Here is a 21,607-nt window from a genome sequence, read left to right on the forward strand (position 1 = left end):
GAATGTCCTCGGGGACACCGTCCGGTGAACGGAATGTGAATCGTGCCATCCGGGATCGGCGATTTTCGCGGCGGGGTGTCACGGCGTGCCCGGACCGGCGCAAACGTCCCGTGTTGACGCGACGGACCTTAGGGGTCGAACTGTCGCGAGGATCAGGGGAGCACCGGGGGCGCGCCGGTGTCCCTCGGGGGCATCGACTCCATACGCTGACGTCGTGACACTGATAGCGACCCAGTCGCTCACCAAGACGTACGGAGGTCGGGTCACCGCACTCGCCGACCTCACCGTTGCCGTCGAGCCCGGGATCATCGGTCTGGTGGGCGCGAACGGCGCAGGCAAGTCCACCTTGATCAAGATCCTGCTCGGCCTGATTCCCCCGACCAGCGGTCAGGTCTCGGTGCTCGGCATCGACCCGACCGCCGATCCGGCGGCGGTCCGCGCCCGCGTCGGCTACATGCCCGAGCACGACTGTCTCCCGCCGGACCTGTCCGCCGCCGAACTGGTGACGCACCTCGGCCGGATGAGTGGCCTACCCCGCACCACGGCCCGCGAACGCGCCTCCGAGGCGCTGCGCCACGTCGGGCTCTACGAGGAGCGCTACCGTCCGGTGGGCGGCTACTCCACAGGCATGAAGCAGCGGGTCAAGCTGGCCCAGGCGCTTGTGCACGACCCCGACCTGTTGCTGCTCGACGAGCCGACGAACGGGCTGGACCCGGCCGGCCGGGACGCCATGCTGGCGCTTGTGCACCGCATCGGCACCGAGTTCGGCATCTCCGTGCTTGTGTGCTCGCACCTGCTGGGCGAGGTCGAGCGGATCTGCGACACGCTTGTCGCCATCGACGGCGGCCGGCTGCTGCGCGCCGACCGCATCTCCGCGATGACCTCGGCCACCGACGTGCTCGCCGTCGAGGTCAGCGAGGGCACCGAGGAGTTGGCCGCCCGGCTGGCCGCACTCGACCTGCCGGTGGCGCGGGACGGGCGGCTGCTGCTCGTACCGCTCGCCGACGACAGCACCTACGACCTGATCCTCGGTGCGGTCGCCGAGTTGGACCTGCCACTGCACCGACTGGACCAGCGCCGGCACCGGGTGGCCGAACTCTTCGCCACGAGGGAGCTCTCCCATGCCTGAGCCGTCATCCGCCGCAGTGCGGTCCACGCCCACAGGTGTCATCCACGACATCGGCTACCAGCGCTACACGGGGCCACGGCTGGGCCGTCGGCACGTCTTCGGCGCGCTCTACGTACACGGCCTGCGCACCACGTTCGGCTTCGGACGCAGCGTCAAGGCCAAGATCTTTCCGTGGCTCGTGGTCGGGATCGTCACCCTGGTGGCCGTGGCCCTGACGGCGGTACGCAGCCAGATCGGCGAGCCGGTCGCCACGTACGCCCAGTTCGCCGACTCGATGAGCTGGCTCGTCATCTTCTTCGTGGCGGTGGCCGCGCCGGAGTTGGTCTCGCGGGACCTGCGCAGCGGGGTGCTGCCGCTGTACTTCTCCCGGCCGCTGCCGCGCAACGACTACGCGCTGGCCAAGCTGCTGGCACTCGTCACAGCGCTGTGGCTGCTGCTGGGCGGGCCGCAGCTGGTGATGTTCCTCGGTGCGGCGTTCACCACCAAGGAGGGCATGAGCGGCGTCTGGAACGAACTGCTCGACCTGCTCCCCGGGCTGCTCTACGCCGGGCTGTGGGCGGTGGTCTTCGCCTCGATCGGGCTCCTTGTCGCGTCGCTGACCGGCAAGCGCGCGTTCGCGGCCGGAGGCGTGGTGGCGGTCTTCCTGATGACCACACCGATCGTGGGCACGCTGAGCATCCTGCCGTCGACGACTGCAAACGAACTGGCCGGCCTGGCCTCGCCCTCCACCCTCGTGCAGGGCGTCGGCATCTGGTCGCTCGGCGACCTGCTTGTCGAGAACGGGCAGGGCGGCGCGATGATCGGTGACTTCGGTCCGGTCTACGCCCTGGCCGCGGTGCTGCTGGTCGCCGGTGCGACCGCCCTCCTGCTGGCCCGCTACCGGAAGGTCGCATCCTGATGAGCACGCTGAGCCTGACCGGGGTGTCCCGGTGGTACGGCAACGTGGTCGCCGTCAACGACATCAGCATGGATCTCGGGCCCGGCGTGACCGGTCTGCTCGGCCCGAACGGCGCCGGCAAGACCACGCTGCTGCACATGATGGCCGGGTTCCTCTCCCCGTCGCGCGGCACGGTGACCCTCGACGACCAGCCGACCTGGCGTAACCCCGACGTGTACCGCCGGCTGGGGCTGGTCAGCGAGCGGGAGGCGGTGCAGAGCTTCCTCAGCGCATACGAGTTCGTGCTGGCGAGCGCGAAGCTGCACCGGCTGCCCGACCCGGCGGCGGCGGCCCGCCGGGCCATCGACCTTGTGGAGTTGGAGTCGGCGCAGGACCGGCGGATCGGCACGTACTCCAAGGGCATGCGGCAGAGGGCCCGGGTGGCCGCCGCCATGGTGCACGACCCGCAGGTGCTGCTGCTCGATGAGCCGTTCAACGGCATGGACCCGCGCCAGCGGCTGCACATGATGGAGTTGCTGCACAAGCTGGGCGATGCCGGCCGGACCATCCTGTTCAGCTCGCACATCCTGGAGGAGGTCGAGCAGATCTCCGGCACGGTGCAGGTGATGGTGGCCGGTCGGCTCGCCGCCTCCGGTGACTTCCGCACCATCCGCAGGCTGATGACCAACCGTCCGCACGTCTTCGCGGTGCGCTCCACCGACGACAGGGCGTTGGCCGTGGCGCTGATCGGCGAGGAGTCGGTGAACGGTGTCGAGCTGGACCGCACCGGGCTGACCGTGCGGGCCGGCGACTACGGGGCGTTCACCCGGGCGCTGCCCCGGATCGCGCTGACCCGGGGCATTCGGGTGCGCCAACTGGTGCCGTCGGATGAGTCCCTGGAGAGCGTTTTCTCCTATCTCGTGGAGGCCTGACCGGTGAGTGCGAGGAGTGAACGAGCGCAGCGAGTGAGCCCCGCAGTCACGAACGAAAGAAGCTGAGATGTCGACAATTACCTGGATCACCGCACGCGGGCTGTTCGGCCGGCGCCGGTTCCTGCTGCTGCTCCCGCTGCCACTGGTGCTGCTCGGTCTGGCCGTGCTCTGCCGTTCGCTGGGCGTCGACCCGGGTCAGTGGGGTCCGCCGGTGCTTGTCGGTCTCGGTCTGGCGGTCGTGCTGCCGGTCGTCGCGCTGATCATCGGCACCGGCGTGCTCGGTGCCGAGATCGACGACGGCACCGTGGTGCACATCCTCACCAAGCCGCTGCCGCGCTGGCAGATCGTCCTGCCGAAGCTCGCGGTGTCCGCCGGGGTCACAGCGGCCACCGTCGCGGTGCCGCTCTACGTCGCGGGCGTGCTTGCCGATTCGGTACGCCTCGGCCTGGCGCTGGCCGCGGCGGCAGCGCTCGGCGCGCTCGCGTACTCGGCGTTCTTCCTCGCGCTCAGCCTGGTCACCCGGCGGCCGGTGCTTCTCGGCCTGGTCTACGTGCTGATCTGGGAGGGGCTGCTCGGCAACTTCGTCAGCGGAACGAAGGTGCTCTCGATCCAGCAGTACGTGATCGCCCTGGCCGACCGGCTCGCACCCACAGGGCTGCTGGAGACCAGCGTGTCGGTGCCTGTGGCGTCGGTGATGACCGCGTTGGTGAGCGTCGGCTTCACGGTGCTGGCCATCGACCGCCTGCGGTCGTTCAGCGTGGCTGGCGAGACGAGCTGAGGCCGGTGCGAGGCGGTGTTCCGGCCAGCCACCCCACGGCGGTAGGGCTGGCCGGATGGACCGGCCGGGCCACGCCGGGCGAGGCTGGTGGACGTGATCGTCGAAGCGGAGCGGACGTCGTTGACTGAGCCGTACTCCCGGAGCAGCCGGCCCTGGCTGACCAGCCTGGCAGCCGCCGGGCTGGCCTGTGCCATCGTCACCACGGCGGCCCAGGGCATCGGCCGGTTTCACTGGTGGGCGGTGTTCATCCTGATCCCGGCCGCGTTGATGGCCGCCAGCGGTGGGCCGCTGCTGGCCCGGGGCGGAGGTCGGGCCTTCGGCGGTTACATGCTCGCGTGCGTCGGTGGCCTCGTGTTCGCGGTGGGCGCGCTGCTGATGTTCGGGGTGATGGGGCTGGGCTGGCCCCTACTTGTGGTGCTGCCCTGCCTGGCGGTCGCCGGCACCTACGGGTGGCGGGCGGCCGACCCGCTGGCCCGCGGCCTGCACCGGGCGGTGGCCCTGCTCGCGCTTACCGCCGTGCTGCTCGGTGTGACACTGCAACTGATCCGGGTGGACCTGATCCGGCTGGAGACCGGCTGGTGGGGAGCGTTCCTGATGCTGGCCGGGGCCATCGTGCTGGGCAACGCGGGGGAGTTGACCCGGCACCGGATGCCGTACCGCCTCCAGGCGATCACGCTGTTGGTGGGGCCGGCGGTGATCGCGTTCCTGCTCGGGTTGCGCTTCCTGCGCGGCTGGTGAGCTGTTAGGAAGGGCCCCCTTTTATGCACCAGGCGTTAACAGGGGGCCCTTCCTTGCAGGTCAGAAGGCGCAGGCGATGACGAGTTCCGGGGTGCGGTCGGGCAGCAGGTCGAGCTTGCCGATCCGACCGGCCGCGCGCAGGTCGTCGGCGACAAGCGTGAGCTGCTCCAGCAGTTCGGCAGGGCCGAGCGCCTCGGCCAGCGGCACCTCAGCCTTCATCGACAGCTTCCGCTCCGACTTGGCCCGTCGCACCTGGCTCAGCGCGTCGCCGGCCAGCCGCAGCAGCGCCGGATCGCCCGCGCCTTCGATCGTCGACGCCACCTCGTACATGGTGGGCCACGGCGCGCGGTGCACCGACCCGTACCGCCACCACGACCAGACCTCCTCGGTGACGTACGGCAGCACCGGGGCGAACAGCCGCAGTTGCACCGACAGCGCCGAGGCCAAAGCCGCCCGTGCCGAGTCGGCAGCCGCGCCCGTGCCGTACGCGCGCTCCTTCACCAACTCGATGTAGTCGTCGCAGAACCGCCAGAAGAACGCCTCGGTCACCTGCAACGCGGCAGTGTGGTCGTACGCGTCGAAGGCGGTGCCCGCGGCGGTGACCACGGTGGCCAGTTCGGCGAGCATGGCGCGGTCCAGCGCGGTGGTCGCCGGGGCGCGCAACGCGTCGGCGGCGCCCAGCCCGAGGGCGAACTTCGACGCGTTGAGCAGCTTGGTGGCCAGCCGTCGACCGACCTTGATCTGTGCGGGGTCGAAGGCCAGGTCCATGCCGGGTTTGCCGCTTGCCGCCCAGTAGCGCACCGCGTCCGAGCCGTGCTGCTCCAGCAGCGCCAGAGGGGTGACCACGTTCCCTTTGGACTTGGCCATCTTCTTGCGGTCCGGGTCGAGGATCCAACCCGAGAGCACTGTGTCCCGCCACGGCAGCACCCCGTGCTCGAAGTGCGAGCGGACCACGCTGGAGAAGAGCCAGGTCCGGATGATCTCCTGCCCCTGCGGACGGAGGTCCATCGGGAAGACCTGCGCGAACAGCGCCGGGTCGGTCTCCCAACCGCCGACGATCTGCGGGGTCAGCGACGAGGTGGCCCAGGTGTCCAGCACGTCCGGGTCGCCGACGAAACCGCCGGGCTGGCCGCGCTGTGACTCGTCGTAGCCGGGTGCCGGATCACTGGACGGATCGACCGGCAGCGCCGACTCGTCCGGCGTGAGAGGGTGGGACCAGTCCGGCTCGCCAGCGTCGTCGAGCCGGTACCACACAGGCACCGGCACACCGAAGAAACGCTGGCGGCTGACCAGCCAGTCCCCGGTCAGGCCGCCCACCCAGTGGTCGTAGCGGTGCTTCATGTGCGCCGGCACCCAGCGCAGCTCCCCACCCCGGGCCAGCAGCGTCGCCCGCAGCTCAGCATCCCGGCCGCCGTTGCGCAGATACCACTGTCGGGTCGACACGATCTCCAGCGGCCGGTCGCCGCGTTCGTAGAACTTCACCGGGTGCGTGATCGGGCGGGGCTCGCCGATCAGGTCACCCGCGTCGGCGAGCATCCCGACGATCTCCCGGCGGGCGCCGTTGACGGTCTGCCCGGCCAGCGCCGCGTACGGCTGCGCCGGCACACCGGCCGGCGGCTCGGGAAGCAGACGACCGTCCCGGCCGATCACCACACGGGTGTCCAACCGCAGCTCGCGCCACCACGTCACGTCGCTCAGGTCGCCGAACGTGCAGACCATGGCGACGCCGGTGCCCTTCGCGGGGTCGGCGAGCGGGTGGGCGTGCACCGGCACCTCGACGTCGAACAGCGGGCTGCGCACCGTGCCGCCAACCAGGTCGGCGTACCGCTCGTCGTCGGGGTGGCAGACGAGCGCCACGCAGGCCGGCAGCAACTCGGGTCGGGTGGTGTCGATGAGCACCTCACGCCCGGCCGGGCCGCTGAACCGCAGCCGGTGGTAGGCGCCGGGGCGCTCCCGGTCCTCCAGCTCCGCCTGGGCGACGGCGGTGGCGAAGCCGACGTCCCACAGCGTCGGCGCCTCCGCCTGGTACGCCTCACCGCGCAGCAGGTTGCGCACGAACGCCCGCTGACTTGTCGCGCGGGCCACCCTGCCGATCGTCGTGTACGTCAACGACCAGTCCACCGAGAGCCCGAGCCGCCGCCATAGCGCCTCGAAGACCTGCTCGTCGGCGACCGTCAACCGCTCGCACAACTCGATGAAGTTGCGCCGCGAGATGGGAGTGGGGTCCCGGCGTGCCGCGTCGTCGACAGGCGTCGCCGGCGGCCGCCACACAGGGTCGTACGGCAGCGCCGGATCGCAGCGCACCCCGTACACGTTCTGCACGCGACGTTCGGTGGGCAGCCCGTTGTCGTCCCAGCCCATCGGATAGAAGACCGCCTTGCCGCGCATCCGCTGGTACCGCGCGACGGTGTCGGTGTGCGTGTACGAGAAGACGTGACCCATGTGCAGCTCGCCCGATACGGTCGGCGGCGGGGTGTCGATGGCGTACACGTCGGCGCGCTTCTTCGAGCGGTCGAACGCGTACGTGCCCTCCTCCTGCCAGCGGCGCGCCCAGCTCTCCTCGAGCCCGTCCAAAGTCGGACGCTCGGGGACGCCGGCGCGGGCGGTCCTCGCCGTATCGGTCATCCTGCGATCGTAGGCACCGCGAGGGCGCCGGGCCACGTAGTTGCGCAGCACCGGGCTCAGACCAGCGAGTCGCGCCACTGCCGGTGCAGGGCCGCGTACCGGCCGCCGGCCTCGGCCAGCAGGGCGGGCGGGCCGTCCTCGACGAGACGTCCGCCGTCGAGGACGAGTACCCGGTCGGCGGTCTCCACTGTGGAGAGGCGGTGCGCGATCACCAGGGCGGTCCGTTCCCGCAGGATGGTGCCGAGTGCCCGCTGCACGAGCCGTTCGGTCGGCACGTCCAGCGAGGACGTCGCCTCGTCCAGGATCAGCACTGTCGGGTCGGCCAGGAACGCCCGGGCGAACGCGACGAGCTGCCGCTGCCCGGCGGAGAGCCGGCCGCCGCGCCTGTGTACCTGCGTGGCGTACCCGTCGGGAAGCGCGGCGATGAACTCGTGCGCGCCGATGGCCTGCGCGGCGGCCTGGACCTCGGCGTCGTCGGCGTCCGGGCGACCGAACCGGATGTTCTCCGCGACGGTGCCGCTGAACAGGTGGTTCTCCTGGGTGACAAGCACCACCGCGCGACGCAGGTCGGCGTCGCCCACGTCGCGCAGGTCGACCCCGTCGAGGCGTACCGTGCCGGTGTCCGGGTCGTGGAACCGGGCGACCAGCTTGGCGATTGTCGACTTGCCAGCGCCGGTGGGCCCGATCAGCGCGACCGTCTGCCCGGCCGGCACTGTCAGGTCCAACCTGTCGAGGATCGGGGTGCCGGCCAGGTAGCCGAACGAGACCGCCCGGAAGGTCAGCTCCCCTCGGCCGCGGCCGGCCGGCAGCGGAACCGGCCGGGTGGGCTCGGCGACGGCGGGCCGCTCGTCGAGCACCCCGGCCAGCTTCTCCAACGCGGCGGTGGCCGACTGGAGCGAGTTGTAGAACTGGCTCAGCTCCTGCATCGGCTCGAAGAAGCGGCGCAGGTACAGCAGGAACGCGGCGAGCACCCCGACCTCCGTGTGCCCGCCGAGCACCCGCCAGCCGCCGTAGCAGAGCACCACAGCGATCGTCACGTTGCCGATCAGCTTGATCGCCGGGGAGTACGTGGCGATCAGCCGGAACGCGTGCAGGCTGGAACGTCTGTAGTCGTCGCCGAGCGCCACGAAGATCCGCTGGTTGCGCGGCTCCCGGCGGAACGTCTGCACCGCCCGGATGCCCCGCATGGACTCGACGAAGTGCACGATGACAAGCGCGACCGCCTCCCGGGTCCGCCGGTACGCGCCGGCCGACGCCCGCGCGAACCAGCGGGACAGCACGAACAGGAACGGGAACGCGAACAGCGTCACCGCCGCCAGCGGCAGGTCCATCCAGAGCAGGATGGCGGCCACCGACAGGATCGACAGCGCGGCCAGCACCAGACTGTCGATGCCGCCGTCGACGAGTTCGGCGATCGAGTCCAGGTCGCTGGTGAGCCGGGAGACCATCCGGCCGGAGGTGTAGCGCTCGTGGAAGCCCACCGACAGCCGCAGGAAGTGCCCGAACACCCGCTGCCGCAGGTCCAGTAGGACGGCCTGGCCGATCCGGGCGGAGAGGGTCAGGAACCCGCGGCGGGCCGCGTATTCGGTCACCGCGGCGACCGCGAACGCGGCGGCGACGGCGGCGAGCGGCCCGGCGTCCCCGGCCCGCAACGGCCCGATGCCCCGGTCGATGCCGAGCATCACCAGGTACGGCCCGGCCATCGCGGCGGCGTTCTGGGCCAGCAGCAGGCCGACCGCGGCGGCCAGCCACCGCCGGTGCGGGCGGAGCAGGTCGGCCAGGAGTGCCCGACTGTGCCGGCGCAGCCGTGCCACCGCCTCAGGGGTGCTCTCCTCGGCCTGGCTGCGATCGGCCTCCGGATCGGTGGCCGTGCCGCGCCAGCGCGTCAGCTCAGGCTCCTGCTCCTCCGGCGGTGGGCCTGCCTGCTGCGGCACTGTCACGAGCGCACCAGACCCCACCCGTCGGAGGTGGGGGAGTTGGACCCCTCGCCTCCGCCCGTTGGTGGCTCGGCGGCGAGCAGCGCCCGGTACGCGGGCACTGTGGCCAGCAGTTGGGAATGTCGGCCGACAGCGACGATCCGGCCGCCGTCGAGCAGCGCGACGCGGTCGGCAAGCGAGATCGTCGACGGCCGGTGCACCACAAGCAGCGCGGTGGTGGTGCGCAGGACCTGCCGCAGCGCCGCCTCGACAAGCGCCTCGGTGTGCACGTCCAGGGCGGACAGTGGGTCGTCGAGCACCAGCAGCGCCGGTCGGCCCAGCACCGCCCTGGCCAGCGCCAGCCGCTGGCGTTGACCGCCGGACAGCGACAGTCCCTGCTCACCCACGCGGGTGGCCAAACCCCACGGCAGGTCGTACGCGAAGTCGGCCTGGGCGAGCGCGAGGGCGGCGCGGATCTCGTCGTCGTCGGCGTCCGGGCGGCCCAGTGTGAGGTTCTCCCGCACCGACATCGAGAACAGCGTGGGTTCCTCGAACGCCACGCCGACCAGTCGACGCAGCGAGGCCAGCCGGAGGTCACGCAGGTCGTGCCCGTCCACTGTGATCCGGCCGCCGGTCACCTCGTGCATCCGGGGCACGAGGGAGAGCAGCGTGCTCTTGCCGCAGCCGGTGGCGCCCACCAGGGCCAGCGTCTCGCCCGGCTCGATGGTCAGGTCGATCTCGCTCAGCACCGGCGCGGCGGCGTCCGGATAGCAGAAGGAGACGCGTTCGAAGCGGAGCCTTCCGCGTACCGCGTCGCGGGGCAACGTGAGCGCCTCGGGCGCGTCCACGATCTGCGGTGGGGTGTCCAGCACCTCCTGGATCCGGTCGGCGGCGGTCGCCGCCTCCTGACCGTTGGCGATGATCCAGCCCAATGACTGCACCGGCCAGATGAGCATCAGCTGGAGGCTCGCGAACGCGACAAGCTCGCCGATGGTGAGCACACCCCGCGCGGCGGCGGCCGCCCCGGCCACCAGCACCACGCCGAGCGTCACGTTGGGCACCAGGTCGAGCAGCGCCGCGGTGTTGGCCAGCAGCCGGCCCTTGCCGATGCCCGTGTCGTGCAGGGTCCGGGCGCCGGCGGTGAAACGGGCGGCAAGTTCGGGCCCCCGGCCGTACGCCTTCATGGTGCGCAGACCCTGCGCGGTCTCTTCGACGAGCGTCGCCACATCGCCCTGTTGATCCTGCATCCGGCGGGACGCGGTGTGGTAGTGCCTGCCGAACCGTCGGGCGATCAGCAGCAGTGGCACCGCGCTGGCCGCGACAAGCAGCCCGAGCGCGGCGTGCAGGCGGATCAGCAGCAGCACCACCACCACGTAGGTGGCCAGGTTCAGCACCAGGAAGAACACACCGAACGAGAGGAACCGGCGGATCACCGACAGGTCGCTGGTGATCCGGGAGAGCAGTTGGCCGGACTGCCAGCGGTCGTGGAAGCTCGCCGGCAGCCGTTGCAGGTGGGCGTAGACGTCGGCGCGCAGGGTCGCCTCCATGCCCACCGCCGAGGACGACTGCACCCAGCGGCGGACGAAGATGAGCACCGCCTCGGCCACGCCGAGCAGCAGCGCCAGGCCGCCGAGCTGGAGCAGGCCGGCGGGCTCGTGGCGGGCTATCGGCCCGTCCACCACTCGCTGCACCACGAGGGGTACGGCGATCCCTGCGGCCGTGCCCGCGAGCCCTGCGACAAGCAGCCAGGCGAACTCGGCGGCGTACGGGCGCAGGTAGCGGCGCAGCCGCCAGAGGTTGTGCACGGGGTGGGTGCCCGAGGCGGCCCGGGCGGCCGGGTCGCCGTCGCTCTCCACAGGCACTACCCGACGGTAGCGTCAATATCTGTCGATGTTGCTGTCAGTTTGTTGTCAATCGCTGCTCGTGACCGAGCAGCCACCTCTTCACGTCAAGCCCCCAGCGGTAGCCACCGAGCGTGCCGTCGGTACGCAGGACCCGGTGACAGGGCACGAAAAGCGCCGCCGCGTTGCGGGCGCAGGCAGCCGCGGCGGCCCGTACCGCCGGTGGTCGGCCGGCCAGCGCCGCGTACCCGGTGTAGGTGACCGGGGTGCCGGCCGGGACCGAACGCAGCACCTGCCAGGCGTGGGCCATGAACACGCCTGCCGTGTGCTGCCGCACCGGGACGGCGTCGATGGCGGCGAGGTCACCATCGAGGTAGGACCGGACGGCGGCGGTGACGGGCCCGAGGTCGGTGCGCTGCCGCAGCGGTGCGCGCAGGGTCGGGTGGATCAGGGGCAGCAGGGCCGCAGGGTCCGGTGTGAAGCCGGCCGCCAGGACGTCGCCGTCCGGGCCGGCGAGGATGCTCAACGGGCCGGTCGGTGTGCTCAGTACGGTGCTGTCGATGCTCATGCCGCTCTCCAGAGTCTGATCGTGGCGTAGGACCGCCAGGGCCGCCAGCGTTCGGCGTGGGCGGCAAGGGTGGTGTCGGGCAGGCCGAGCGCGGCGGCGCCCCGCCGGACCGCGAGATCCGTGTCGAGCAGGACGTCCGGGTCGCCGAGGGCGCGCATGGCCAGGTAGTTCGCTGTCCACGGGCCGATGCCGGGAAGCGCGAGCAACTGCCGGACCGTCTCCTCCCGGTCGCCCCCGGGCGCGAGGTCCACCGTCCCGTCGACAACCGCCCGAGCCAGCCCACGGATCGTCTCCCGCCGCCGAACAGGCATCCCAAATGCCGATTCCGGCAGCTCCAGAATCTCCTCAGCCCCAAGAAACCCCCCACCGGGCTCCCCACCGGCCTCCCCGCCGCGGTGATCATGAGGTTGGCGGGGGGTTCGATCTCCATCCGGCCCGTCAACCTCATGATCACCGGGCCGAGGGAGAGGGCGGGCGGCTAGGAGTAGGCGAGTCACTGTGGTGCGGGCGCTGGTGACCGAGACCTGTTGGCCGACGATGGCGCGTACGGCCATCTCGAAGCCGTCTACCGACCGGGGGAGCCGGATGCCTGGCTCCGCCGCCACCACCGGGGCCAGCGCCGGGTCCGCCGCCAGTGCGGCGTCCACTGCTGTCGGGTCCGCGTCCAGGTCGAGCAGCCGGCGGCAGCGGGCGACCGCCGGCGCCAGGTCACGCATGTCGGTCAGGCGCAGTGTCGCCGCCACGTACCCGTCCGCCGGGGTCAGCGCCACCTGGCCGGAGCCGTGCGGCAACCGCAAACCCCTGTGGTACGTCCCGTCGCGCACCTCGTCGACCCCAGGCAGCGCCCGTACCGCCAGGAAGTCCAGGAGTGCCCGGGCGTGCAACGGCGGTCGGTACGCCAGCCGGAGTGTGATCGTTCCCGCCCCGGTCGCCAGCTCGGGCCGGCCCCGGGCCGTGCGCAGGCCCGAGGGTGCGCTCGCGTACACCTCTCGGATCGTGTCGTTGAACTGCCGCACGCTGCCGAAGCCCGCGGCGAACGCGACCTCGGTCATTCCCAGGTCGGTCGTCTCGATCAGGATCCGGGCGGTCTGCGCCCGCTGCGCCCGGGCCAGCGCGAGCGGCCCGGCGCCCATCTCGGCGCGCAGCATCCGGTGCAGGTGCCGCTCGGTGTAGCCGAGACGGACGGCCAAGCCCGGTACGCCGTCGCGATCCACGACCCCGTCGGCGATCAGCCGCATCGCCCTACCGACCACGTCGGCGCGGACGTCCCACTCGGGGGAGCCGGGCGCGGCGTCGGGTCGGCAGCGGCGGCAGGCGCGCAGCCCGGCACCCTGCGCCGCCGCTGCGGACGGGAAGAAACGGACGTTCTGTCGCTTGGGTGTGGTCGCCGGACAGGACGGCCGGCAGTAGATGCCGGTGGACGTCACGCCGGTATAGAACCAGCCGTCGAACCGCTGGTCACGGCTGTCCACGGCCCGGTAGCACCGCTCGAAGTCCATCTCCACGCCACCGATGATGCCCCTCCCGGGTGGGCATCGGCTGGCGGGAATCGGACCTGGCTGTGGACCCGGGAGCAGCGCCGTCGACGAAGCGGTCCGGCCGGTCAGGCCCGAGCGGTACTCGGACTGACCGGCCGGAAGCAGCTCAGCGGGCTGGCTGCCCGGGCGCGTTCGCACTGGCGGTCGGAACTCCCTGCGGCGGAGGTCCCGCCGGGCGGCCCGGCGCGCCGGGCGGGCTGTCGGGCGGTCCCGCCGGGCTGTCGGGCGGTGGTGGGGCCGGCGCGTCGGTCGGTCGACCCGAACTGGGTACGCCGGGCGCGGCGGGAACGTCAGTTGGTTTCGCGGTTGGATGAGCCGGCACGCCGGGCGGCCCGGGCGCGGTGGGCGGCTCGGCAGCCGGGCCGACCGGGCTGGGCGCGGCGGGTCGGGGCTGCTCCGAGCCGGTAGCGGCGAGGGCGATGGGTGCCGCGATCAGGATGGCGGCCACGGTGCCCACCGCCCCCATCGTCACAGTGGCGCGACGCTGCCTGCGTACCCGCCGTTCCGCTCGGCTCAACTGGTCATGCACGATCGGTGCCTCCTCGGCCAGGTCGGTGAGGGTGGAGCGGATGAGGTGCTCGAAGGGATCGGTCATCGCCGTACCTCCAGCAGTTCGATCTCCGGCAGCAACTCCCGCAGCCGGGTGACCGCCCGGTGGGTACGGCTGCGCACGGTGCCCACCGAGCAGCCGAGCAGTTCGGCGACCCGGGCCTCGGGCAGGTCCTCGTAGTAGCGCAGCACCACCACCGCCCGTTGGGCCGGCGGTAGGTGCCGCAGCGCGGCGCGCATCGCCAACCGCACGTCCGACCCACCGCTCGGGTCGGCGCCGACCGGCTCGTCCGCCGGGTTGAGCGGCGTCTCCCGCCACCGACGCAGACGTCGCCACCAGCTGATCTGCTGGCGGTACATCACCACGCGCAGGTACCCCTCGGGGTCGGTGTGGCGGATGGTTCCCCATCTCGGGATGGCTCGCGCGAGCGCCGACTGCAGGAGGTCCTCGGCTGCGGTTCGGTCCCCGGTCAACAGGTACGCGACCCGCATCAGCGCCGGAGTCCGGCTGCTGACGAACTCGGCCAGCCGGAGTCGTTCGTCCTCGTCCACAACCACCCCCTTTCGTTGTCACCTCTACAGACGCCCCAGCTCTTCGCCGCTATCCACGTTCGACGGAGTCGTCCGTCCGAAAGTGTCGGTCGTGGCGGGTAACGTCCGGCCACCAACTCAAGAAGGGGTACGGCGATGGCGAGCGTGGCGGATCGGGCGGCGGCGTCGACACCTGGCGCTTTCCCGCCGCTGCCCCGGGCCGTCGTGCAGTCCTTCTACCGCCGGATGCGGGCCGTCGCGCCGGCCGCCGTCGGCGCCATCGAGCGGGACCGGGCCGCCGACCCCGAGCAGGCGTTCGCCGACACTGCTTGCGGCCGGCTGGTGCGGTCGCTCGACGACGCGGGCCTACGCGCACTCGGCATGTGGACGCACCACTGGTGCATGCGGTTCTACGACGACGACACCCGGCCCGGCCGGCGGCTGGTCCGCGAGATCGCCGCCCGACCCGGGCTGGGCTGGACGGCCGACGAGGTGCGCTGGATGCTGCGCGAGTCGGTGTGGGCCGGGCCGGCAGCCCCCGAGCGGTTCACGCTGCCCCGCGCCGCCGCCGCGCACCTGCCCCCGACCGACCGGCCGCTCGACGAGTTGCCGCCGGGGCACTGGCCCGAGGGTGTGGTGCCCCGCCAGCGGCGGCCGAGCTGACGCCGCACCAGCTCATCGCGCGCCCGCGTGCCGGGATCGGCCGCTGTGCGGGTGCGCCCCGGCCGCTGTGTGGGTGCGCGCCCGGCCCGTCGCGGGCTGGGGCAGGATGGACACGGCACCGCATCAACGGAAGGACGCCCATGCCCGCCAGCGCACCGACAATCCTCGCCACGAGCATGGGTTTCAGCCGGGGAGACCGCGGTCCGATGGATCTGCGTCCCGGCCCGGTCTTCGAGTTGGCCGCCGAGCTGGCCGAGGCCGGCCCGCAGCCACGGATCTGCTACCTCGGGCAGGCCGTCGGTGACCAGCCCACATCGCTGGCCGCCATCTACGGCGCGTTCGCCGACACCCGGTTCCGGCCGTCGCACCTCGCGCTGTTCCCGATGCCGAACGTCGACGACGTCCGCGCCCACCTGCTCGCCCAGGACGTGATCTGGGTCGGTGGTGGCAGTGTCGCCAACCTGGTGGCGGTGTGGCGGGTGCACGGCCTCGGCGAGATCCTGCACGAGTGCTGGCAGGCCGGCGTGGTGCTGGGCGGCGTGTCCGCCGGCTCGATCTGCTGGCATGTGGGCGGCGCCACCGACAGCTTCGGGCTGCGGCTGCGCGGCTTCACCGACGGGCTGGGCTGGCTCCCGTACGGCAACGGGGTGCACTACGACAGCGAGGCCCAGCGGCGACCGTTGATGCACGAGCTGGTCGGCAACGGGACGCTGCCGACCAGCCACTGCACGGATGACGGCGTCGGCCTGGTCTACCGGGGGACCGAGCTGGTTGAGGCGGTCGCCGAGCGCGAGGGCGTCTCCGCGTACGAGGTGAGCCGCTCGACGGACGGCAGCGTTCAGGAGACGGTCATCGCCCCACGCCTGATCGGCTGACAGCCCGTCGATCATGATCGTTGGGCCGTCCTAACGGCCGAATCGGAGCCGGCTGGACCCGCCCGGTCGGCACCGGCGTAAGCTGGCTCGTCGTGAGTCTCACCATCGGCATCGTCGGCCTGCCCAACGTCGGCAAGAGCACGCTTTTCAACGCGCTGACCAAGAACGACGTGCTGGCGGCGAACTACCCGTTCGCCACCATCGAGCCCAACGTCGGCGTGGTCGGGCTCCCTGACGAACGGCTGGGCAAGCTGGCCGAGATCTTCTCCTCGCAGAAGGTGCTGCCCGCCCCGGTGTCGTTCGTCGACATCGCCGGCCTGGTGCGCGGCGCGTCGAAGGGACAGGGCCGGGGCAACGCCTTCCTGGCCAACATCCGGGACGCCTCGGCGATCTGCCAGGTCGTCCGGGCCTTCTCCGACCCGAACGTGGTGCACGTCGACGGCAAGGTCTCCCCGGCCGACGACATCGAGACGATCAACACCGAGCTGATCCTCGCCGACCTCCAGACCCTCGACAAGGCGCTGCCGCGGTTGGAGAAGGAGGCCAAGCTCCGCAAGGACCGCCTGGCCGCCGTCGCCGCCGCGAAGGCAGCCATCGAGGTCCTTGACGGCGGTACGACCCTCTACTCCGGGGCCGCCGCCGCCCAGATCGAGCTGGAGCACCTGCGCGAGCTGCACCTGCTCACCACCAAGCCCTTCCTGTACGTCTTCAACGTCGACGAGGCCGAACTGGCAAACGAGACGTTCCTCGACGAACTGCGCGCCCTTGTCGCCCCCGCCGAGGCTGTCTTCATGGACGCCAAGATCGAGTCCGAGCTGGTGGACCTGCCCGAGGACGAGGCCCGCGAGCTGCTGGAGTCGATCGGGCAGAACGAGCCCGGCCTCAACCAGCTCGTCCGGGTCGGCTTCCGTACCCTCGGTCTCCAGACGTACCTCACCGCAGGGCCCAAGGAAGCGCGCGCCTGGACCGTCCCGGTCGGCGCCACAGCGCCGGAGGCCGCGGGCGTCATCCACAGCGACTTCCAGCGCGGCTTCATCAAGGCCGAGGTGGTCTCCTACAACGACCTGGTCGAGCACGGATCGATGGCGGCGGCCAAGGCGGCGGGCAAGGTCCGCATCGAAGGCAAGGAGTACGTCATGCAGGACGGCGACGTGGTCGAGTTCCGCTTTAACGTCTGATTTCGGTCCAACGTCTGCTGCCTGAACCGACCGCATGACGCTAGGCGTCATCGGTCCGGGGCGCTCGTCCTCTTATCCGTGTCGTAATCGTATTCATCGACAAGCTGTCGAATGAAGGTTGCGAAGTCGGAAGCGAGAACAGTGATCCGGTAGTCCCACCTCTGGTCCACATGCACGATGACTCGTCCCGCCTGCCATCGACCCGAGCAGGCTGCCGCCCGACCCGCCAGCGTCCGAACCTGTGTAAAGATCCGTTCGACGTGACGGGCCGGGCGGCGGCACTCCCCAGGAGGGCGGGCCGACGGCAGACAGTGATGGCAGGTTGCCGATTGCGTGGTGCCCACGGCGACCTCAATTGCCTTCGCGTTGCGTCGCTCGATCCCCTGTCGCGCCCCCTCGGGGCATCCAATCAGGACTGGTGTGCTCGACGACGCCGGGAGAGGAAGAACATGAGCCCACCCAGGGCGACCATGACGCTTCCCATGCCCGTTATGGCCGGGACCAGGCTACTACCGGTTACTGGCAGGATTCCGGAGTTGTTGCCGGGACTGCCTGGGGCGCCGGGACTGCCTGGGGCGCCGGGAGCGCCTGGGGCGCCGGGAGCGCCGGGAGCGCCGGGACTGCCTGGGGCGCCGGGACTGCCTGGGGCGCCGGGACTTCCTGGCGCACCGGGACTACCGGGTGGGCCAGTCGGGCCGGGTGGGCCAGTCGGGCCGGGCGGGCCAGTCGGGCCGGCGCACAAGGGCGCGGTGATGACGTTGGTGTCGAGGGTGACGGCGGCGGTTCGAGCCAGCGCGCGGCCTTGGAGAGTCGCGCCCGTGGCCATCGTGATCGACGCCTGAGCCATGATGGTGCCGACGAAGGTGGTTTCTGTGCCGATCGTCGCCGAGCTGCCGATCTTCCAGAACACGTTGCAGGGCGAAGCGCCATTGATGAGGACGACACTGCTGTTTGACGCCGTTGTCAGCGCGGAGTCGACCTGGAAGATGAACACGGCCTGGGGGTCGCCTTGGGCGTTGAGCGTCAACGGCCCGGTCAGCTGCGCTGCCCCGATCCGGTAGACCCCGGGGTTGAGGGTGTTGCCGCCGAGTTCTGCCGGAAGGTTGGTGAACGGCGTCCGGCCGGCGGCGTCATTGAAGGCCGTCGTCAGGTCGCTCTGAGCTTGTAGAGCCACCGCGTCGCCGAGGTGGATCTCGCCGCCGATGGTTGCCGTCTCGAAGCCCGACGCAGTGTTTCCCGGGTATCGCCCGAGGTTCTGGGCCAAGAAGCTTGGGCCGGTGTTGGTGGGCTCGGCCCCGGCGAGTACGGAGAAGTTGCCGGCCGTTCCCAGGCCTACCTGTGCTTCCTGGGCGTTGGCGGCGGTCCCGTTGAGGAGCAGCAAGGTGGCGGCCACGGCGGCAGCCGCGGAAGCCGCGAGCGTCGGCAGGGCTGCCCGCCGAAGACGATGAATGGGTTTAACTTTCACAGAACACCCTCCCGTGGGGACTGCTCGCAGGAGACGTCTCGGGCGTCGCTTCCTGCTCAAAACGGTATATACCGTGCGAAATCATGCGTTGACCACGACATCATCTTTTGGTCGCGGAAGTAGCGAAACGGACCAAACTGCTAAGGTTCCTCCCAGGGCCTGACTGGGGTCCCCGCCTACTGCGCTGCAAACACCTGCGCGAGCGGGTCAGCCGAGTCCACCCTGGACGCCCCAACCCGCCGCTGGGAGGGCTCTACGAGCCAAGTCGGTGGTCAACGGCTGCGGAGGCAGGGGAGTTGGCGAGGACGCCCAGGACCTGGCACCGTCTGCTCCGCCAGTCCGGGGCACACACCGGGGCACAAGACATCGCGAACGTCGGCAACTGGCCACTGACGATGGAAGCCCGAGACTCCGTGTGAGCAGGCGCCGAGCAACGTTTCCACTGGTGGCCGGACAGCGGCTATTAGTTCAGGTTCAACGTCTAGTGCCGGGCCGCTTCTCAGCCGGCCTCGACGCCCGGCTGAATCGCGTTGCCCGCCCGGTCGAGCGGCCCTACGGTCATCCGGTGATGATCCGTGACGCCGAGGACGCCGACTGGCCTGCGATCTACCCCTTCTTCATCGAGATCGTCGCAGCGGGGCACTCGTACGCCTACCCGGAGGATCTCACTCTGGACCAGGCTCGTGGGCTGTGGATGGAAGCTCCGCCGGGGCGTACCGTCGTCGCGGTTGATGGTTCGACAGTGCTCGGCAGCGCCAAGATGGGCCCCAACCGGCCCGGCCGTGGTGCCCACGTCGCGACCGCCAGTTTCATTGTCGATCCGGCGCACGGGGGCCGTGGTGTCGGTCGGCACCTGGGCGAGCACGTCGTCGACTGGGCGCGGCGCAGCGGATACCGCAGCATCCAGTTCAACGCTGTGGTCGAGACCAACGAGGTGGCCGTGCGACTGTGGCGGTCGCTGGGCTTCGAGGTGCTCGCCACCGTCCCCGAAGCGTTCGATCATCCAGAGCACGGCCTGGTGGGGCTGCATGTGATGTTCCTGGACCTGGCCGGCCCCGTCGCGCCCGCGGAGTCGTGACGTCCGGCCGGATCCCGGACGCCCGTGTGCCTGCGACAGCACGCACACGGGCCGGGATGCCGTCCGGATGGCCCTGCCGATCCGATCAGGTCGGTTCGACAGGTAGCCACAGCTCGCAGGTCGCGGTGCTGAAGTCGTCCGCACGCTCCACTATCGAAACGATCGACGGGCCGGGCCGCAGGCGCCACGGGTTGGACGGGAACCACTCGGTGGCGGTCGCGGCCCAGGTGCTCTGGAGCGTCTGCGGGTAGGGCCCAGCGCTGCGGAAGACCGCCCACCTGCCGGCCGGCACCTCGATGGCGTCGAGGTCGTCGGGGACCGGCGTGTCCTGAGACACCGCGACCCCGTGCAGGTACGTCAGTTCGCTGCCCTCGGCGGCGTCGGGCTCGACGTTGTCGCTCACCTGTAGCAGCCCCGCCGGGTCGGTGTCGCTGAGGGCCTTCAACCGGAGATGCGCCTCCATCGGCAGGCCGGAGATGTGCTGCTGGATGTGCGGATTGACGCCCTCGTGGATGAGCGGGACCCGGGTCGCGTGTCCGGCGAGCCGGAACGCGGGGCGGTCCACGATACGAGTGTCCATGGGGATGCTCCCTTCGACTGTCAGGCGGAACCTGAGCTGCGGTTGTGTGCGAAGGGGGCCTCCGTCGCGGCGGACGTCACCGGGGCCGGCGCCATGGACGGCCCGGAACGCCCGGCCGAACGCCTCGGTCGAGCCGTACCCGTGCCGGACGGCGATGCTCAGCAGATCGCCGTCCCCCCGTACGACGTCGGCTGCGGCCACTGTCATGCGGCGTCGGCGTACGTACTCCGACAGCGGCATGCCAGCCAATGACGAGAACATCCGGCGCAGGTGGTATTCGGTAGTGCCGAGCGACCTGGCCAGTTCGTTGACGTCGACGTCCTCGGTGAGGTGCTTCTCGACCAGATCGACAAGTCGGTTGAGTGCCGCGATCACGAGACCTCCCTTCGCCATCGAGCTTGGCTGAACGGACCCCGGCCCCGCCCGACCGTAGAGGCCCGATCCGATCAGGTGCCCGTGGTGGCCAGTGAGCGGTCAGGGCGCCGTTCGACGGATGACAAGCAGGGCGATGTCGTCGTTCGGGTTCTCGGTGTCGAGGGTCGCCATGACTGAGGCGCAGACGGTGTCGGCAGGTTCGAGCGGAACGGCTGCCGCCAGACGGTCGATGCCGGTGTCGATCGATTCGCCACGGCGCTCGACGAGCCCATCGGTGTAGCAGACCAGGACCGCGCCGGGCGGGAAGTCCACAGTCGTGGTGCGCCGCTGCGGAATCCGGTGGCGGATGCCGAGCGGTGGATCGACCTTGGCGGGGAGCAGGGCGGCGGGCTCCCCAGGCACGACCATCACGGGGCGCAGGTGGCCCGCCAGGGAGACCTTTATCGTCGCACCGTCCGGGGAGATCATCGCGTACAGCGCGGTGCTGAGGCTGCCGGTCTCGAAGTGGTTGACCTTGCGGTCGAGAAGGGTCAGCGCCTCGGCCGGATCGTGCGACACCAGGGCGTACGCGCGCAGCGCACTCCGGATCCGACCCATCACCACTGCCGACTGGAGGCCGTGCCCCGACACGTCACCGATGACCACACCCAGCCACCCCGACGGTAGGGGGAAGACGTCGTACCAGTCGCCGCCCACGCCGGAGACGTGACCGGGGACGTAGCGGGCGGCCATCTCCAGGTTCGGCACCTTGGGCAATTCGGTGGGGAGCAGGCTCCGTTGCAGAGCGAGAGCGGCGCTCTGGTCCAGGCTGTGCGCACGGGCCTGGTTCGCCACGCCGATCCGGTCGGCGACGAGTTCGAGCAGCCGGACGTCGTCGGGTGCGAACCGCCGTGGCGTGAGAGTCCCTACGTGCAGGACGCCGATGAGGTCACCGCGCGCGAAGATCGGCACACCGAGCAGGGACTTCACCCCGGTTTGCAGCAGGACCGGATTGATCACCCGCTGGGCGGTGACCTCCTCGATGATCACGGGTTGACGGGTCAGGGCGATCCGACCGGCGAAGCCCCGGCCAACGGAGACCCGGAAGGCTTGCCGGACCTCCTCCTCCAGCCCTTTGGCGGCGGTGGCGACAAGCTGCCGGGCGTGGACGTCGAGAAGGAGGATGGCGGCGGTGTCGACGCGCAGCAGCTCACGGACACGGTCGAGCAGCTCGTCGAACAGGTCGGCGGCGTCGAGCCGGGACAGCGTGGCGTCGGTCACGGCCTCAATTCGGCGTAACCGCTCCGCGTCCGTGACACCGCTGGTCGAAACCACGCGATGATCCTAGCCGTGCAGTCTGCTGTTGCTGGTCGCGTGTGGGTCAAGCTTGGA

At 70.9% G+C, this 21,607-nt stretch carries 19 protein-coding genes; 9 read left to right on the forward strand and 10 right to left on the reverse strand.

Annotation, left to right across the window (positions count from 1 at the left end; all coding sequences use genetic code 11):
• Positions 1–214: 214 nt before the first annotated feature.
• The 5 genes from F4558_RS30820 to F4558_RS30840 all read left to right on the forward strand — a co-directional run bounded on the left by F4558_RS30820 (position 215) and on the right by F4558_RS30840 (position 4,454).
• Positions 215–1,129 carry an ABC transporter ATP-binding protein gene (locus F4558_RS30820; RefSeq protein ID WP_053660471.1) on the forward strand — a complete coding sequence of 305 codons (915 nt, stop codon included), beginning with the start codon at positions 215–217 and terminating at the stop codon, positions 1,127–1,129.
• On the forward strand, positions 1,122–2,027 hold the full coding sequence (locus F4558_RS30825; RefSeq protein WP_053660468.1) for an ABC transporter permease: 906 nt from the start codon (positions 1,122–1,124) through the stop codon (positions 2,025–2,027). Before F4558_RS30820 ends, F4558_RS30825 begins: the two co-directional genes overlap by 8 nt.
• Positions 2,027–2,938 carry an ABC transporter ATP-binding protein gene (locus tag F4558_RS30830; RefSeq protein WP_053660467.1) on the forward strand — a complete coding sequence of 304 codons (912 nt, stop codon included), beginning with the start codon at positions 2,027–2,029 and terminating at the stop codon, positions 2,936–2,938. The genes F4558_RS30825 and F4558_RS30830 overlap by 1 nt, the downstream gene beginning before the upstream one ends.
• Positions 2,939–3,005: 67 nt before the next feature.
• The gene (locus tag F4558_RS30835; RefSeq protein ID WP_053660464.1) at positions 3,006–3,716 is read left to right on the forward strand and encodes an ABC transporter permease subunit; all 711 of its coding nucleotides are present in this window, start codon (positions 3,006–3,008) and stop codon (positions 3,714–3,716) included.
• Between the two features lie 93 nt (positions 3,717–3,809).
• Positions 3,810–4,454, forward strand: coding sequence for a hypothetical protein (locus F4558_RS30840; RefSeq protein ID WP_053660629.1), 645 nt, complete (start codon positions 3,810–3,812; stop codon positions 4,452–4,454).
• A gap of 60 nt (positions 4,455–4,514) precedes the next feature.
• On the opposite strand, the gene valS is transcribed toward F4558_RS30840, so the two are convergent.
• The 7 genes from valS to F4558_RS30875 form a co-directional block, all read right to left on the reverse strand.
• Positions 4,515–7,079 (reverse strand): valine--tRNA ligase, encoded by a 2,565-nt coding sequence (gene valS, locus F4558_RS30845; protein WP_167947069.1) that lies wholly within the window; start codon positions 7,077–7,079, stop codon positions 4,515–4,517.
• Positions 7,080–7,135: 56 nt separating this feature from the next.
• The gene (locus F4558_RS30850) at positions 7,136–9,019 is read right to left on the reverse strand and encodes an ABC transporter ATP-binding protein (RefSeq protein ID WP_312877420.1); all 1,884 of its coding nucleotides are present in this window, start codon (positions 9,017–9,019) and stop codon (positions 7,136–7,138) included.
• A complete protein-coding gene (locus F4558_RS30855; RefSeq protein ID WP_053660460.1) occupies positions 9,016–10,857 on the reverse strand; it encodes an ABC transporter ATP-binding protein in 1,842 nt (613 codons plus the stop codon). Before F4558_RS30855 ends, F4558_RS30850 begins: the two co-directional genes overlap by 4 nt.
• Before the next feature lie 37 nt (positions 10,858–10,894).
• Positions 10,895–11,404, reverse strand: coding sequence for a methylated-DNA--[protein]-cysteine S-methyltransferase (locus F4558_RS30860; RefSeq protein ID WP_053660458.1), 510 nt, complete (start codon positions 11,402–11,404; stop codon positions 10,895–10,897).
• The gene (locus F4558_RS30865; RefSeq protein ID WP_167947071.1) at positions 11,401–12,909 is read right to left on the reverse strand and encodes a DNA-3-methyladenine glycosylase 2 family protein; all 1,509 of its coding nucleotides are present in this window, start codon (positions 12,907–12,909) and stop codon (positions 11,401–11,403) included. Before F4558_RS30865 ends, F4558_RS30860 begins: the two co-directional genes overlap by 4 nt.
• Positions 12,910–13,048: 139 nt before the next feature.
• Entirely contained in the window at positions 13,049–13,537 is a 489-nt protein-coding gene (locus F4558_RS30870) for a hypothetical protein (RefSeq protein ID WP_167947073.1), read from the reverse strand.
• On the reverse strand, positions 13,534–14,043 hold the full coding sequence (locus tag F4558_RS30875) for a SigE family RNA polymerase sigma factor (protein WP_053660454.1): 510 nt from the start codon (positions 14,041–14,043) through the stop codon (positions 13,534–13,536). The genes F4558_RS30870 and F4558_RS30875 overlap by 4 nt, the downstream gene beginning before the upstream one ends.
• A gap of 135 nt (positions 14,044–14,178) precedes the next feature.
• Here F4558_RS30875 and F4558_RS30880 point away from each other — a divergent pair, with 135 nt between their 5' ends.
• From F4558_RS30880 to ychF, 3 genes are all read left to right on the forward strand, one after another.
• Positions 14,179–14,685: a hypothetical protein gene (locus tag F4558_RS30880; protein WP_053660451.1), complete on the forward strand. Its 507-nt coding sequence runs from the start codon at positions 14,179–14,181 to the stop codon at positions 14,683–14,685.
• Between the two features lie 140 nt (positions 14,686–14,825).
• Positions 14,826–15,560 carry a Type 1 glutamine amidotransferase-like domain-containing protein gene (locus F4558_RS30885; protein ID WP_053660449.1) on the forward strand — a complete coding sequence of 245 codons (735 nt, stop codon included), beginning with the start codon at positions 14,826–14,828 and terminating at the stop codon, positions 15,558–15,560.
• 92 nt (positions 15,561–15,652) lie between these two features.
• A complete protein-coding gene (gene ychF / locus F4558_RS30890; protein WP_053660625.1) occupies positions 15,653–16,738 on the forward strand; it encodes a redox-regulated ATPase YchF in 1,086 nt (361 codons plus the stop codon).
• Between the two features lie 409 nt (positions 16,739–17,147).
• Here the strand turns inward: ychF and F4558_RS30895 are convergent, their stop codons facing one another.
• Positions 17,148–18,131 carry an ice-binding family protein gene (locus F4558_RS30895; RefSeq protein ID WP_312877421.1) on the reverse strand — a complete coding sequence of 328 codons (984 nt, stop codon included), beginning with the start codon at positions 18,129–18,131 and terminating at the stop codon, positions 17,148–17,150.
• Between the two features lie 640 nt (positions 18,132–18,771).
• Here F4558_RS30895 and F4558_RS30900 point away from each other — a divergent pair.
• Positions 18,772–19,281, forward strand: coding sequence for a GNAT family N-acetyltransferase (locus tag F4558_RS30900; RefSeq protein ID WP_053660447.1), 510 nt, complete (start codon positions 18,772–18,774; stop codon positions 19,279–19,281).
• A gap of 85 nt (positions 19,282–19,366) precedes the next feature.
• Here the strand turns inward: F4558_RS30900 and F4558_RS30905 are convergent, their stop codons facing one another.
• Together F4558_RS30905 and F4558_RS30910 are read right to left on the reverse strand one after the other, a co-directional pair.
• A complete protein-coding gene (locus F4558_RS30905) occupies positions 19,367–20,236 on the reverse strand; it encodes an AraC family transcriptional regulator (RefSeq protein ID WP_053660445.1) in 870 nt (289 codons plus the stop codon).
• Between the two features lie 99 nt (positions 20,237–20,335).
• Positions 20,336–21,550, reverse strand: coding sequence for a PP2C family protein-serine/threonine phosphatase (locus tag F4558_RS30910; RefSeq protein WP_167947077.1), 1,215 nt, complete (start codon positions 21,548–21,550; stop codon positions 20,336–20,338).
• Positions 21,551–21,607: the final 57 nt, after the last annotated feature.

Source organism: Micromonospora profundi (genome assembly GCF_011927785.1).
Classification (GTDB): Bacteria; Actinomycetota; Actinomycetes; order Mycobacteriales; family Micromonosporaceae; genus Micromonospora; species Micromonospora profundi.

Coding starts and splice junctions, on each gene's coding strand:
- F4558_RS30825 (WP_053660468.1), top strand. CDS start 1,122: ATGCCTGAGCCGTCATCCGCCGCAGTGCGGTCCACGCCCACAGGTGTC.
- F4558_RS30830 (WP_053660467.1), top strand. CDS start 2,027: ATGAGCACGCTGAGCCTGACCGGGGTGTCCCGGTGGTACGGCAACGTG.
- F4558_RS30835 (WP_053660464.1), top strand. CDS start 3,006: ATGTCGACAATTACCTGGATCACCGCACGCGGGCTGTTCGGCCGGCGC.
- valS (WP_167947069.1), bottom strand. CDS start 7,079: ATGACCGATACGGCGAGGACCGCCCGCGCCGGCGTCCCCGAGCGTCCG.
- F4558_RS30860 (WP_053660458.1), bottom strand. CDS start 11,404: ATGAGCATCGACAGCACCGTACTGAGCACACCGACCGGCCCGTTGAGC.
- F4558_RS30870 (WP_167947073.1), bottom strand. CDS start 13,537: ATGACCGATCCCTTCGAGCACCTCATCCGCTCCACCCTCACCGACCTG.
- F4558_RS30880 (WP_053660451.1), top strand. CDS start 14,179: ATGGCGAGCGTGGCGGATCGGGCGGCGGCGTCGACACCTGGCGCTTTC.
- F4558_RS30885 (WP_053660449.1), top strand. CDS start 14,826: ATGCCCGCCAGCGCACCGACAATCCTCGCCACGAGCATGGGTTTCAGC.
- F4558_RS30900 (WP_053660447.1), top strand. CDS start 18,772: ATGATCCGTGACGCCGAGGACGCCGACTGGCCTGCGATCTACCCCTTC.